The organism is Pseudomonas sp. HB05 (assembly GCF_016756915.1).
Lineage (GTDB): Bacteria > Pseudomonadota > Gammaproteobacteria > Pseudomonadales > Pseudomonadaceae > Aquipseudomonas > Aquipseudomonas alvandae.
Window position 1 is genome coordinate 101069 of record NZ_JAESPG010000020.1, and the last position, 13909, is coordinate 114977.

Below are 13909 nucleotides of genomic sequence, written 5' to 3' on the forward strand. Positions count from 1 at the left end.
TCTCGTTGCAGCGAATTAGATGGATAGGTCGAGGCGGAAGTAGATCGGCGCTTCGCGCTCGGTCAGGGCGTCTGGACGTTCCAGGGAATGGGCGAAAGTGACGCTGGCGCTCAGGTGTTCACCGCGGGCGAACAACTCCAGGGAGTTGCTCGACATGCGGCCATGCTCGCTACCGTTGTAGCGATCGCCGCGAATCACGCCTTGGTCGTAACCAAGGCTGGTGCCGTACTCGGCGAACACCGGGCGCAGCCATTGCAGCGTCACCGGGCGGCTCCAGCGCAGGTCGTTGCGCCAGTAGCCACCGCTGTCGCCGGCCAGCGTCTGGTCCTTGTAGCCGCGAATCGAAGACAACCCGCCGAGGCTCATGCGCTGCGGGCTGAACAACGCGTCTTCGCTGCGCTGGCCGGTCATCAGGCTGCTGAAGCTGAAGGACTCGCCCCACACTTGGAAGGCTTGCAGATAGCTGAGGGTGGCGGTGTATTTGCGATAGCGTGCATCCGGCAGCCCAGGCCCCGGCTCGTGATCGCCTTGGGCATCGAGGGCGCCGATACCTTGTTGCATGCCAAGGTCGAGGTTGACGAAGGCATTGCCGATCCGTCGCCCATGGTTGATGCCGAACTGCGCCTCGCTGATGCGATTGCTGCTCTCGGCGAGCTTGCTGTCTTCGATGAAATTGTTGGTGCGCAGGTACGCCAGGCCCGTGTTCAGGGAGGTTTTGCTCACCGCGTCACGGTGCACCACCCGCTCCAGGAGCACCTGATGGTTCTGGCTGTCGCCGCTCTGCTTGAAGTTGAATCCGTTGGCCTGGCCCAGCGCGCGGTACTCGCTTTGGCTGTAGGTGTAGCTCAGGTTCCACCAGCCAAAGGGCAGGTTGTAATAGAGCATGGCGTTGCGTGAAGTTTTCTGATGGTCGCTTATGGCATCGTGACCACCGCGCAAGGCTAGCTGATCGGCCAAGCCCAAAGGACTGTCCCAGTCCAGGGAGGCTCCCCACTGCTGCTCGCCCGTGCTCTTCTGCCCGTCGTTATGCCGTGACAGGCCGGCGCGCCAAGGTTTCTGTGGGGTGTTCTGGACCAGCACTTCACTGCCGCCGATGTTCTGCCCCGGCGTCAGCTCCATGCGGGCGCTGTTGGATGGCAAACGGTTCAGTTGGTCGACCATTTGCTCGATGTCCCGCAGATTGAGCAGATCGCCCGGCTTGCCGGGAAAGCTCATCGCCAGCTCCCGCTCGGAGAGTCCGCTGTCCTCGGCGCCCTTCAGGCCCTCAAGTCGCCCCTCGACCACCAGCACTTGCAGGTGACCGCTGGACAAATCCTGTTGCGGCAAGTAGGCACGGCTCGTGACCAGGCCCTTTTCCAGGTACGCATCGGTAATGGTCTTGAGCAACTCGTTAAGCTGCGGCACGCCCAGGCATTGGTTGATGTAGGGGGCAAGCAAGCGTTGGCGCTCGCGCTCGGACAAGGCGTCGGCGCCCTTGAGCTCGATGGTCTTGATGGGGAAACAACGGGTATCGGCAGGTTTGGTCGGCTGGACCGGCTTTGCTTCTTTGCCTGGCAGGTCCTTGAGTTCTTCAAGGCGCCGACGCTGCTCTTCGAGCAGGCGATTCTGGCGCTCGCGGATCAGGTCTGTGTCGCCAGGGGTTGGCGCGGCCACGGCAAGGTCCATCGCAAAAAAACACAGCGACGCGACGACGAGCCTCGTCCTTAAGGCAGACACGGACATGTTCGATCCCTCGATACAAAAGCGACAACAAGATTGCGGAGCAGGACAAATCGACCTGCTTCGCGCACACCAGACCTTGCGTATCGCCTTCGGTTCAGAGAGCGGGCATATTTCTATCCAAAAAAGAGACGTATCTCACAGGACACGTCCGAAATCACCTCGTTGACAAAGCTCTATCAGGAACCCATCAAGCTGAGCCCGCATGAACTTTTCTTCACCCCATGGGTTTATGCGATCCGGTACAGTCCCCCCTCGCTCATTCAAGAAACTAAGGTTTTAGCCCGCTCTCCCGCGGGCTTTTTTTTGCCCGCGATTCATGGAGCAGGCTGCGCATCGCCCAGCACGGTCAAGCTAGGTTTGACCTTGGGCGACGCGGTCTTCAACAAGGGTTGTTCCAAGACTGCGCGCCCGTAAAAAAACATTGCCATCAGCCAACAGCTCAACCAGACGAAGATTCCCGCCCAGAACGTGTGGGACATGTAGTGCCAACCCTGTAGGACTCGCGTCGTGCCGTAGACAAATCCCAAGGCCAGCGCGCCGTACATCAGGGCTTTGGAGCGACGCCAGCGATAGCGCCGGGCAACGAAGTACAGCGCCAGCATCGTGAAACCACCGGAAGCATGGCCACCGGGCCAGCAACGACCGTCCCCCGCGACTTTCAGTAAATCGAAATTCTGGAACCACTCCTTGTGCTCGATCTTCCCCGCGTATTGGGTGGTTTCCACCGGGCAGTACACGCTGGTGTGGCCCTTGAGGTAATGGATGACGCCTGTGCTGAGGGAAAAGGCGAAGACAACATAGAGAAAATCGCGACGGTGCCTGTGGGCAAACCATAGCGGTTTGGTCAGCCGGATCTTATCCAGGACACGAAGCAGCCCTGGGCGCTTTTCCGGCCGGAACAGCGGCCAGACGAACGACAACAGCGCCCCGATAATGGCCGCCTCGCCAGTCCAGTTCGGAATGACCCTGGCCCACTTATGGGTGATTTGTTCGAACAGCCGTACATGCCCCAGCGGAAAGACTTGGTGCAGCGGGTCGTAGAAAAGATCGCTGAAGGCGATGTCGATGCGGGTCATGTCGAACAGCAGGAACACCACCGCCGCACAGACCAGGGGTATTCCGAGGTTGAGCCGGTAAAAACGAACGCGAGCAGACGTCAGCATGAGCGGTCCTAATCGTGGGAAAGGTTACTGAAACTTCATTGAGCGCCAGTCGGACGCCTCGATAAAACCCAGCAGCCGAGGAGCTTGTGGCTGGGCGACGGATACAAACAACGAAGCGCCATAGCCAAACGCCGAAACAGGTCGCCGCAGCTCGGTTTCCATCGCCTGCATGCATTCGCTGTGGGTGACCAGGATCAGGTTGCGCCCAGGCACCTTGTGGACCAGGGCATTGCGCAGCAGGTCATGGCGGCAATGGCTCAGCCAATCGTCGCCGGTGCTCACCTTGTTGAACATGTACCCAGCCGTCTGGGTCGCTCGAACCAGCGGACTGTTATAAATGTCCGCATTCTCCAGGCCGAGTTGCTCGTACCGCGCGCCGAGGCCCACTGCAACGGCGCGGGCACGGTCGGTGATTCCCGAAGGATCCCCCAGGCACACGGCCTTGGAGTGATCACATCGTTCGACGTGGCGCACCAGCACGATCATCTCCCCCTTGGCCCAGCCATCAGCCAGCGCCCGGGCGCCAACAATATTGCCATGGGCCAGATCCGGCACCGCTGCCGGCCCCAGCAGCCAAAGGGTCAGCGGAATCACCAGCATTGCCGAAGCCAGGATCACCGCCGCGTTTCGATAGCGGACAAGCCAGCTCGTATCAATCGAGCGCGTCACGCCAAAAAGGCTCAGTCTCAGTTCCACATCAAGCCGCCCCGACGGCACCCAACCAGTCATTTCGTTGGCGAGACGGTAAAGACGTAGACGTAGGCAGGCAGTGAAACCAATGTGAAAAAAAGCTTGGCGCGCTCGGCGACAACCCGGGATTGCCTATACAAAAAAAATTTTCAGATTCATGGGTGGCCGCCGATACAGCCCTGTTAAACGTTTTTGCTGGCTCTTAAAAACAACAATCTTCCAGCCAACCGATGATCAAGCAGCGCAACGTTCCTGGAGGAATTTGATGAATAGCTGGTTTGGCAACATTAGCGTCAATATGAAATTGGGCCTGGGCTTTGGCCTGGTGCTGGTACTGACTTGCGTCCTGGCCCTGACCAGTTGGACCAGCCTGGGCGGTTTGATCGACCGCAGCAATTGGATGAGCGACATCACCCAGCTCAACGCTGGCCTGACCAAACTGCGGGTCACTCGCCTGCAATACATGCTGACCAACGGTGACGAGACCGCCGCACAGAATGTGCAGACCACCCTCGATGGTTTCGTGGCGCAACAAAACGCGTTGCTCAGCAGCTTTAAAAGCCCCGAGAACGTCAAGCTGCTCAAGGAGCAGAGCGCGACCATCAGCGCCTACCAGACATCACTGAACAAAATGCGCAGTGCCTACCGCACCGGCAACAGTGCCCGGGATGTCATGGGCGCGAACGCCGAGACGGCCTACAAGCTGATCGAAAGCATCGATTCCGACGTAAAGCAGATGGCCCTCAGCGACGAGCGCTTTGCGCAATTCCAGGCCATCACCCAGGCCAAGCAGGCATTCATGCTGGCCCGCTATGAAGTCCGCGGCTACACCGCCAACAGCAATGCCGATACCGAACGCAAGGCCTTCGCCCAACTCGACGCCGCCATCGCTTCGCTCAAGCCGCTCAACGAACATTTCGCCAACGCTCGGCAGGATGAACTGCGTCAGCTGGAAACGACCCTGACCCAATACCGCAGCGCCGTGCAGGCCTTCAAGATGGCCATGGCCGATGTGGCGCAGGCGCGCAAGGAAATGACCGACCAGGGCGCGACCATCGTTTCCCTGAGCGAGCAGCTGTACCAGATCCAGCTCGACCGTCGCGACGCTGAAAGCGCCCAGGCCCGCACGCTGCAACTGGTCAGTACGTTGTTGGCTTTGTTGGTGGGCATCATCGCGGCCGTGGTCATCACCCGCCAGATCACCCGCCCGCTGCGTGAAACCCTCGCCGTGGTCGAACGCATCGCCGGTGGCGACCTGTCGCAAAACGTCATCGTCACCCGTCGCGATGAACTTGGCGTGCTGCAACAGGGCATCGCCCGCATGGGCGTGACCCTGCGCGACCTGATCAGTGGCATCCGCGACGGCGTGACCCAGATCGCCAGCGCCGCCGAAGAACTGTCGGCGGTCACCGAGCAGACCAGCGCCGGGGTCAACAGCCAGAAAGTCGAGACCGACCAGGTCGCGACCGCCATGCATGAGATGACCGCCACGGTCCAGGAAGTGGCGCGCAATGCCGAAGAAGCCTCCCAAGCAGCAGCCGCCGCCGACGGCGAAGCGCGGGCCGGTGATCAAGTGGTCAACGAAGCCATCGCCCAGATCGAACGCCTGGCCAGCGAAGTGGTGCGTTCCACTGACGCCATGAGCGTGCTGCAACAGGAAAGCGACAAGATCGGTGCAGTGATGGACGTGATCAAGGCCGTGGCCGAACAGACCAACCTGCTGGCACTCAACGCCGCCATCGAAGCCGCCCGCGCCGGTGAAGCCGGACGTGGCTTCGCGGTGGTCGCCGATGAAGTCCGCGGCCTGGCCCAGCGTACGCAGAAATCCACCGAGGAAATCGAAGGCTTGGTGGCCGGCCTGCAGAACGGCACCCAGCAAGTGGCCGCCGTGATGAACAACAGCCGCAACCTCACCGACAGCAGCGTGGCCCTGACCCGCAAGGCCGGTGTGTCACTGGAAAACATCACCCGCACGGTGTCGAACATCCAGTCGATGAACCAGCAGATCGCCGCGGCCGCCGAACAGCAAAGCGCCGTGGCCGAGGAGATCAGCCGCAGCATCATCAACGTGCGCGACGTGTCCGAACAGACCGCCGCCGCCAGCGATGAAACCGCAGCGTCCAGCGTTGAACTGGCGCGGTTGGGTGGTCAGTTGCAGCAAATGGTCAGCCATTTCAGGGTTTGACGAAATGCGTTTGCCCGCCTCTTTTCTGGAGGCGGGCAAACAGCCCATGCAGCAGCATTCTTGCGCCTGTCACACACTGATCGCATTGGTAAACACCAATCGATTCCCAAACGGATCACTGATCGCCATGTCCTGGCTACCCCAGGGCATGGCCTGGATTTGTGGGTGGGCGTAGCGGTATTGCTTGGCGAGCAATTGCTGCTGGAAGGCTTCCAGCTCGTCGGTCTCGATTCGCAGCGCCGAGCCCGGCGTGCAATCACCGTGATGCTCGGACAGGTGCAATACGCAGTCACCCCGGGAGACTTGCAGATAAAGCGGGAAGTTGTCACCGAAGCGGTGTTGCCAGTCGACGGTAAAGCCCAGGAAGTCGACATAGAACGCCAACGCCTTGGCTTCATCGAAGATCCGCAGGATTGGAGTGATTTTACCGAAGCTCATGGGTTGCTCCCTGGCTGAAAAGACCCAGTCTAGATGGGTTGAATCCACTGCTTCGGCTTTTAATTCAGGTTCTTTAGTGTCGCAGTGCCATTATTGTGGCGCCAATTAAAGCAATCCCAAGCACCTACATGCCTTCAAACGCTACTGAACACATTGAAAACCCCGGCGCAGATCGCCTTCACGCGCCAGGAAACGCCCTTCTCTTTTGCCGTTCGCTTGTCCCTCGCGATAACTCAGGACGCCATTGACCCACACCCCATCGATGCCCTCGGCAGCCCGTTGTGGCGTGTTGAAATCAGCAACGTCGCGAACGGTTTGGGGATTGAACAACACCAGGTCCGCCCAGTGCCCTTCACGGATTTCACCTCGCGCCTTCAGGCCGAAGCGCGCCGCTGAAAGGCCGGTCATTTTGTGCACGGCGGTGTGCAAAGGAAAAAGCCCAACGTCTCGGCTGAAATGGCCCAGCACCCTCGGAAAAGCGCCCCACAGACGAGGGTGGGGAAAAGGGTCTTCGGGTAGGCCGTCGGAGCCAACCATCGATAATGGGTGCGCGAGGATTCGTCTTACGTCGCTTTCGTCCATGCCGTAGTACACCGCACCCGCTGGCTGTAGGCGACGTGCAGCTTCGAGGAGCGACACGTCCCATTCAGCCGCGATGTCCGTCAGGTCTCGACCGCCCATGTGCGGATGCGGCGTCGACCAGGTAATGGTGATGCGATGGGCATCGGTCACTTGCTTGAGGTCCAGGGTCGAAGAACTCGCGGCGTAGGGATAACAATCGCAACCGACAGGGTGGTTTTGAGCCGCGCTTTCCAACGCGGCGAGCACCTGTGGACTACGCCCCCAATTACCGGCGCCAGCACATTTGAGGTGGGAAATGATCACCGGGCTCTGCGCATGTCGACCAATCTGGAAAGCCTCGTCCATGGCTTCGAGCACCGGTTCGAATTCGCTGCGCAGATGGGTGGCGTAGACAGCACCGAACGCTGCCAACTCCTCGCTCAGTTGCATGACTTCATCAGTGGCTGCGCAGAAGGCGTTGGCGTAAGCCAGGCCGGTGGACAGGCCCAGCGCACCGTCCTCCAGGCTTTCGCGCAGTTGCCGGCGCATGGCAGTGATTTCTCCTACCGAGGCTGTGCGCAACAAATCATCCATGTGATTGCTACGCAACGCCGTATGACCGACCAACGCGGCCACATTGACGGCCGGTGTCGCCGCTTCTACCGCACCGCGATAATCGGCAAAGCGTGGGTAAGCAAATGCCCGGGCCGGGCCGAGCAGGTTCATCGGGTCCGGCGGATCACCCCGAAGGCTGACAGGGGATGCGCTGATGCCGCAATTGCCAACGATCACCGTGGTCACGCCCTGGCTGAGCTTGGGCAGCATTTGCGGTTGGCGGATGACCACCGTGTCATCGTGGGTGTGCACATCGATGAAGCCCGGCGCCAGCACGCGGCCGGCGGCGTCGATTTCTTCCCGCGCGCGAGTTTCGCGCAACTCACCAATGCGCTCGATGCGACCGCCGTGGATCGCTACGTCGGCGCGGTAGCCGGGGATGTTGCTGCCATCGATGACCAGCGCATTGCGGATAAGTGTGTCGTACAGCATCTCAGTCTCCCAGCGGCAGGTGATCATCGCCGCCACGGTAATCGTCCAGTGCGAGTTTGACCCGCCGCAGGCGCTCTTGATTGTCTTCGGGATGGGCCAGCGCCAGCTCGGTGGCGAGCACGTCGATGGCCAGCAACATGCCGTAGCGCGCGGCCGTGGGTTTGTAGATAAAAGGGGTTTCGGCGCCTTGCAGGGGCAGCACACAATCTGCCAGTTGGGCCAGTGGCGAGTCGGCGCGGGTGATGGCCAGGATCGGGGTGCCGTAGCTGCGGGCCAGTTCAACAGCACTCAATAGCTCCGGCGTGATGCCGGTCAGGGAACAGGCGATGACCAGATGCTGGTCGCTCAACGAGGTGGCGGTGATGCGCATCATCACCGGGTCGCGGCAGGCGGCGATCGGGTAGCCAAAACGCACCAGCCGCACTTGCAACTCCTCGCCGCACAGCGCCGACCAGCCACCGAGGCCGAATGCGTGGATCATCCGTGCCTTGCCGATCATCCGCACGGCATCGCCGAATCGCGACTCTTCGAAGCCCGACAGATGCTGGCGCAACGTCGACTCGATATCGCCGACGATCTGACCATAAAAAGCCGACTGTTCCGGCGCACCGGTCGGGTCGAGAAAACGGCTGCCGACACCGCTGGCCTGGGCCAGTTGCAGGCGCAGGTCCCGCAGGTCGCGACAGCCGACGGTGCGGGCAAAGCGCGACAGCGTGGCGCTGCTGACTTCGGCGCGCAGGGCCAACTCTTCCAGGCTGGCGGAGGCGGCAAAGCCTACGTCGTCGAGCATCAGCCGGGCGATTCTTCCTTCGCCGGCGCTGAAGGAATCCTGGCGGGAGCGGATCTGGTAGAGGATGTCCATGACGGTTCCTTGCAATGTCGGTCAAAGCACACGCGCAAGCCCGAGCGTCAAGGCGAATGCGACCACTGAGATCAGCGTTTCAAGCACGGTCCAGGTCTTGAAGGTTTGCGCGACGGTCATATTGAAGTATTCCTTGATCAGCCAGAAGCCGCCGTCGTTGACGTGGGAAAAGATAACCGACCCGGCCCCGGTCGCCAGCACCAGCAACTCGGGATGGGGATAACCCAGGCCAATCGCCACAGGCGCGACGATGCCCGAGGCGGTGGTCATCGCTACCGTGGCCGAACCGGTGGCAACGCGCATCAACGCGGCGAACAACCAGCCCATGACCAGCGGTGACAGTTGGAATTCCTGAGCCAGGCCGACGATTTGCTGGGTCACCCCGGCGTCCACCAAAATCCGGTTCAAGCCGCCACCGGCGCCGACCAGCAAGGTGATGCTGGCGGTCGGCGCCAGGCATTCATTGGTGAACTTGAGGATCGATTCGCGATTGAAGCCCTGGGCCAGGCCGAGAGTCCAGAAGCTGAGGATGGTCGCCAGCAACAAAGCGATCACCGAGTTGCCGATGAACAGCAGGAACTGGTTGAACGCGCTGCCCGGTGTGGAGATCAGGTTGGCCCAGCCGCCGATCAGCATGAGTATCACCGGCAGCAGGATCGTCCCCAGGGTTATGCCGAAGCCTGGCAGATTGGCCCGTGGCTCGCGGTCGAGAAATTGCCGTTCCAGCGGGTTCTCAGCGGGCAGCTGGATGCGCGGCACGATGAATTTGGCGTACAGCGGGCCGGCGATGATCGCAGTGGGAATACCGATCAGGATCGCGTACAGCAAGGTCTGCCCCACCGAGGCCTGGAACGCCTGCACCGCCAGCATCGCCGCCGGATGCGGCGGCACCAGGGCATGGACCACCGATAGCCCGGCGACCATCGGCAGCCCCACCATCAGGATCGACACGCCCACGCGCCGGGCGATGGTGAACGCGATAGGCACCAGCAGCACGAAACCGACTTCGAAGAACAGTGGCAGCCCAACCAGGAAGGCAATGCACACCATTGCCCAGTGGGCGTTGCGCTCGCCGAAGCGTTCGATCAACGTCTGCGCCATGCGCTCGGCCCCGCCGGACTCGGCCATCATCTTGCCAAGCATCGTGCCCAAGGCCACCACCAGCGCGATGTGTCCCAGGGTCTTGCCGACACCTGCCTCGTAAGCGCCCACCACACCCGAGGGCGGCATCCCGGCCAGCAGCGCCAGGCCAATGGACACCAGGGTAATCACGATGAACGGATTGAGCCGGTAGCGCGCGATCAGGACGATCAGCGCAATGATGGCGATGGCCGCGTAGACCAGTAGCCAATATCCGAAAGCAGGTGCCATGCGTGACTCCTCGAATGGGGTGACGTCGATGTGTTGTGAAAGTCATAAATCATTTCGACCTGGATTTTTCAAACCGGCTGAAAGTAATTTTCGCGCACAGACAAAAGATGTCGCTGACGGACATCGCGACACGGCGTTGATGAAAATCCAGCGCAAGACTTTCATCGTTCTTGTGGCGAGGGAGCTTGCTCCCGCTGGGCTGCGCAGCAGACCCAAGTTCATCAACCCAATCGACCAACGGCTGGTCGCCCCGCACTCAATTCCGTACCATCCGCACCTGTTTTTACACCGCTTCCCCGGCAGCCGACTCTCCGTCGGCGCCCAGTCAGGTAAACCATGAAACCAGCACGTCTTCGCGCCGACGCCCTCGCCGGCCTCACCACCTCTTTCGCCTTGCTCCCCGAATGCATCGCCTTCGCCCTGGTGGCCCACCTCAACCCGCTGATGGGGCTGTACGGCGCATTCATCATTTGCACGCTGACTGCGTTGTTCGGCGGTCGGCCCGGGATGGTGTCGGGCGCGGCGGGGTCGATGGCGGTGGTGATCGTCGCGCTGGTGGTCCAGCACGGTGTGCAATACCTGTTGGCGACCGTGCTGCTGGGCGGACTGATCATGATGGCGTTCGGGCTGTTGCGGCTGGGCAAGCTGGTGCGCATGGTGCCGCACCCGGTGATGCTCGGCTTCGTCAATGGCTTGGCCATCGTGATTGCGCTGGCGCAGCTGGAGCATTTCAAGCGTGACGGCGCCTGGCTGAGCGGCGCCCCGCTGTACCTGATGGCGGGCCTGGTGGCGCTGACCATGGCCATCGTCTACCTGCTGCCGCGCCTGACCCGCAGTGTGCCGCCGGCCCTGGTGGCAATCCTCGGCGTCGGCCTGGCGGTCTATCTGCTTGGCCTGCCGACCCGGACGCTGGGCGACATGGCGCACATCGCTGGCGGCTTGCCAGTGTTCGCTTTGCCGGACATTCCCTGGAACCTGGAAACCCTGCAAATCGTCGCGCCCTATGCAGTGATCATGGCGATGGTCGGTTTGCTGGAAACCCTGCTGACCCTGAACCTGACCGACGAAATTACCGAGAGTCGCGGCTATCCCGATCGTGAGTGCGTGGCGCTGGGTGCGGCCAACATGGCCTCCGGGCTGCTGGGCGGCATGGGCGGTTGCGCGATGATCGGCCAGACGATGATCAACCTCAGTTCAGGCGGACGCGGGCGGTTGTCAGGTGTGGTGGCCGGGGTGATGGTGTTGCTGTTCGTGTTGTTCCTGTCGCCGCTGATCGAGCGCATTCCGCTGGCGGCGCTGGTGGGCGTGATGTTCGTCGTGTCGCAACAGACCTTCGCCTGGGCCTCGCTGCGGGTGGTCAACAAAGTACCGGCGAACGATGTGCTGGTCATCGTTGCAGTGACGATCATTACGGTATTCACCGACCTGGCCATCGCAGTGCTTTGCGGGATCATCATCGCGGCGCTCAATTTCGCCTGGCAACAAGCCCGCGAACTGTACGCCGATGCGCACCTGGAAGCGGACGGCAGCAAGCTTTATCACTTGCACGGCACGTTGTTCTTCGCCTCGACAACCCAGTTCCTCAACCAGTTCGACCCAGCCAGCGACCCAGCCCTGGTAACGGTCGATTGCCGTCACTTGCGCTTCGTCGACTACTCCGCCGTCGCCGCGCTGATGACCCTGCGCGAGCGCTACAGCAAGGCCGGCAAACATCTGCGCGTGTTCCACCTGTCCGAGCGGTGCAAGCGAATGCTCAAGCGCGCGGGTGTGCAGCACGACTAAAGCTACACCCAACAAAAACCTGTGGGAGCGGGCTTGCTCGCGAATTCGGTGTTTCAGTCGGCGAAAATGCTGCCTGATACACCGCTTTCGCGAGCAAGCCCGCTCCCACAGGTCTCATGTTTTACTGTGGATCTCTCCAGTTCCGGTGTGACTCACACCATCTCATCAAGAATCCATTCCACCACCGACGTCCGCTTCGGCGTCCAGCCGAGCAATTCACGGGCATTCGTGCCGCGCACACGACTGTTGGAGCCCAGCCCATAGTTGGCCATTTCATACCCCCACTCGGCCTCGGCCTCCGCCAGCGGCCAACCCTGTGGCGCATCAAGATTCAGCGCCCGGGCCATCGCGGTGGTCATTTCGATAAACGACGCTTCGCCACTTTCAACGAAGTAGAACGTGCCGGGCCGGTTACGGGTGAGCGCCAACGTGTACAGCTCGACCACATCCTCGATGTGCACGTTGGACCAGATGTTCTGACCAGGCCCGACATGCCGCACCACGCCACTCTTACGGGCCTGCTTGAGCAGGCGCGGCAGTTGCACGCTGTCACGCTTGACACCCAGGCTGTGGCCGTAGATCAAGGTGTTGCAGATGACCGCCGAGTTCACACCGTGCTTGGCCGCTTCAAGGATCAGATTGTCGATGGCGACACGGGCAGCTTTGTCGGCGGTGGGTTGTGGCAGGTTGTCTTCGTGGTAGATGTCATCGCTGGCGCGACCGCCCGAAGCATCGCCAACGATGCTCGAACCGCTGGTGTGCAGCAAAATCTTGTTCGATCCCTTGAGGGCTTCGACCAACGCCTCGGCTGCACCACGGTGGTCGCTGCTGGCGGCGTTGATCACCGCGTCGGCGGCACGGGCCTGTTCGGCCAGGAGCGCGCTGTCTTCCAGGGTACCGATGACCGGCGTGATGCCCAACGCGGTCAACTCGTTGGCTTGCTCGACACTGCGCACCAGGCCGGTGATGTGATGCCCGGCCCGCACGAGGCCAGTGGCAATGGAACCGCCGATAAAACCGGCGGCACCGGTGATGAATACATTCATGGATAACTCCTTGGCAAACTAAGTGATGGGACGAGTATCGAGGGCCATTCCTTGCCGAAACAGCCCACATGGCCCAAATCACTCTTGCCTTGAAGTCACGAATCAGCCCTTGAAATCTCGCGAAGCGTATTCGGCGAGCTTGCCTTGGATGAAGTCCAGGAAACACTGGATGCGCAAGGCCAATTGGGAGTTGCGGTAGTACACCGCATTGATCGGCTGGCGATAGCCGCTATTGGAATCGACCAGCAACACCTTGAGCCGACCGGCACGAATGTCATCACGGGTCATGAAATCCGACAGGCAGGCAATGCCCTGCCCTTGCAGCGCCAGGTGCCGTACGGTTTCACCACTGGACGCGCTGATGGCCGGCTGGATCGGCCAGCGGTCGCCATGGGTGTGGCGCAGCGGCCATTGATTGAGGCCATCGTTCAGGACAAACCCCAGCAGCGAATGTTCCGCCAGTTCAGCGACGCTCGCGGGCGTGCCATGCGCTTTCAAGTAAGTCGGACTGGCGAGGATGTGCAACGGGCTGCAACCCAGCGAGCGGGCGTGAAGCGTCGAGTCCGTGAGGGTGCCGATGCGGATGGCGACGTCGGTGCTCTGTTCGAGCAGATCGATGATCAAGTCGTTGCTGTTGAGCTCCAACTGGATGTCCGGGTAGAGCGTGCGGAACTCGTCGATGTGAGGAACGATGGCGTGGAGCATGAAAGGCGATGCGGCGTTGATCCGCAAGCGCCCGGCAGGGTTCTTCTGGCGGGACGACAAGCGCTCTTCCAGCGCGTCCATCTGGTCAAGAATGCCCTTGGCCTGCTCGAAGAAATACTTGCCCTCTTCGGTCAGGTCCATGCGCCGTGTGGTGCGGTTGATCAACGTGGTGTCGAGCTTGGCTTCCAGCCGCGACAAGGTGCGACTGACCGCCGAAGGCGTTTGCCCGACCTGCTCGGCGGCGGCGGAGATCGACCCGCATTCGATCACGCAGACGAAAATCTGCAACTCGTCGGATCTGGCTTTCACAGACATGCTCTCGATGGAATGCACACCC

Annotated in this window: 12 protein-coding genes and 1 pseudogene; 4 read left to right on the forward strand and 9 right to left on the reverse strand. The window is 61.2% G+C overall.

The annotated features are described in order from the left end of the window. Positions 1-15: 15 nt before the first annotated feature. From JMN22_RS18365 to JMN22_RS18375, 3 genes are all read right to left on the reverse strand, one after another. Positions 16-1722 (reverse strand): ShlB/FhaC/HecB family hemolysin secretion/activation protein, encoded by a 1707-nt coding sequence (locus JMN22_RS18365; RefSeq protein ID WP_198797647.1) that lies wholly within the window; start codon positions 1720-1722, stop codon positions 16-18. Positions 1723-2036: 314 nt separating this feature from the next. Continuing rightward, positions 2037-2885, reverse strand: coding sequence for a phosphatase PAP2 family protein (locus JMN22_RS18370; RefSeq protein WP_198797648.1), 849 nt, complete (start codon positions 2883-2885; stop codon positions 2037-2039). A 24-nt stretch (positions 2886-2909) separates the two neighbouring features. Continuing rightward, a complete protein-coding gene (locus JMN22_RS18375; protein WP_030139732.1) occupies positions 2910-3581 on the reverse strand; it encodes a histidine phosphatase family protein in 672 nt (223 codons plus the stop codon). Positions 3582-3975: 394 nt separating this feature from the next. On the opposite strand from JMN22_RS18375, the pseudogene JMN22_RS26880 reads away from it, so the two are divergent. After that, positions 3976-4854: pseudogene (locus JMN22_RS26880) on the forward strand (methyl-accepting chemotaxis protein); the annotation flags it as partial. Between the two features lie 201 nt (positions 4855-5055). After that, complete coding sequence (locus JMN22_RS26885) at positions 5056-5760, forward strand: methyl-accepting chemotaxis protein (RefSeq protein WP_431147423.1); 705 nt, start codon at positions 5056-5058, stop codon at positions 5758-5760. A gap of 69 nt (positions 5761-5829) precedes the next feature. Here JMN22_RS26885 and JMN22_RS18385 read toward each other — a convergent pair whose 3' ends face one another. From JMN22_RS18385 to JMN22_RS18400, 4 genes are all read right to left on the reverse strand, one after another. Then, positions 5830-6198 (reverse strand): glyoxalase superfamily protein, encoded by a 369-nt coding sequence (locus JMN22_RS18385; RefSeq protein WP_030139730.1) that lies wholly within the window; start codon positions 6196-6198, stop codon positions 5830-5832. A gap of 141 nt (positions 6199-6339) precedes the next feature. Further along, entirely contained in the window at positions 6340-7806 is a 1467-nt protein-coding gene (locus tag JMN22_RS18390; protein WP_198797650.1) for an N-acyl-D-amino-acid deacylase family protein, read from the reverse strand. 1 nt (position 7807) lies between these two features. Then, positions 7808-8668, reverse strand: a complete 861-nt coding sequence (locus tag JMN22_RS18395; RefSeq protein WP_198797651.1) for a MurR/RpiR family transcriptional regulator — start codon at positions 8666-8668, stop codon at positions 7808-7810. 21 nt (positions 8669-8689) lie between these two features. After that, entirely contained in the window at positions 8690-10039 is a 1350-nt protein-coding gene (locus JMN22_RS18400; RefSeq protein WP_198797652.1) for a GntT/GntP/DsdX family permease, read from the reverse strand. On the opposite strand from JMN22_RS18400, the gene JMN22_RS18405 reads away from it, so the two are divergent. Together JMN22_RS18405 and JMN22_RS18410 are read left to right on the forward strand one after the other, a co-directional pair. After that, on the forward strand, positions 10038-10379 hold the full coding sequence (locus JMN22_RS18405) for a hypothetical protein (RefSeq protein WP_198797653.1): 342 nt from the start codon (positions 10038-10040) through the stop codon (positions 10377-10379). The genes JMN22_RS18400 and JMN22_RS18405 overlap by 2 nt on opposite strands. Continuing rightward, the gene (locus tag JMN22_RS18410) at positions 10376-11821 is read left to right on the forward strand and encodes a SulP family inorganic anion transporter (protein WP_198797654.1); all 1446 of its coding nucleotides are present in this window, start codon (positions 10376-10378) and stop codon (positions 11819-11821) included. The genes JMN22_RS18405 and JMN22_RS18410 overlap by 4 nt, the downstream gene beginning before the upstream one ends. Positions 11822-11973: 152 nt before the next feature. Here the strand turns inward: JMN22_RS18410 and JMN22_RS18415 are convergent, their stop codons facing one another. Beyond that, complete coding sequence (locus JMN22_RS18415) at positions 11974-12867, reverse strand: NAD-dependent epimerase/dehydratase family protein (RefSeq protein ID WP_202334974.1); 894 nt, start codon at positions 12865-12867, stop codon at positions 11974-11976. A gap of 102 nt (positions 12868-12969) precedes the next feature. Continuing rightward, complete coding sequence (locus JMN22_RS18420) at positions 12970-13881, reverse strand: LysR substrate-binding domain-containing protein (RefSeq protein WP_202334975.1); 912 nt, start codon at positions 13879-13881, stop codon at positions 12970-12972. Positions 13882-13909: the final 28 nt, after the last annotated feature.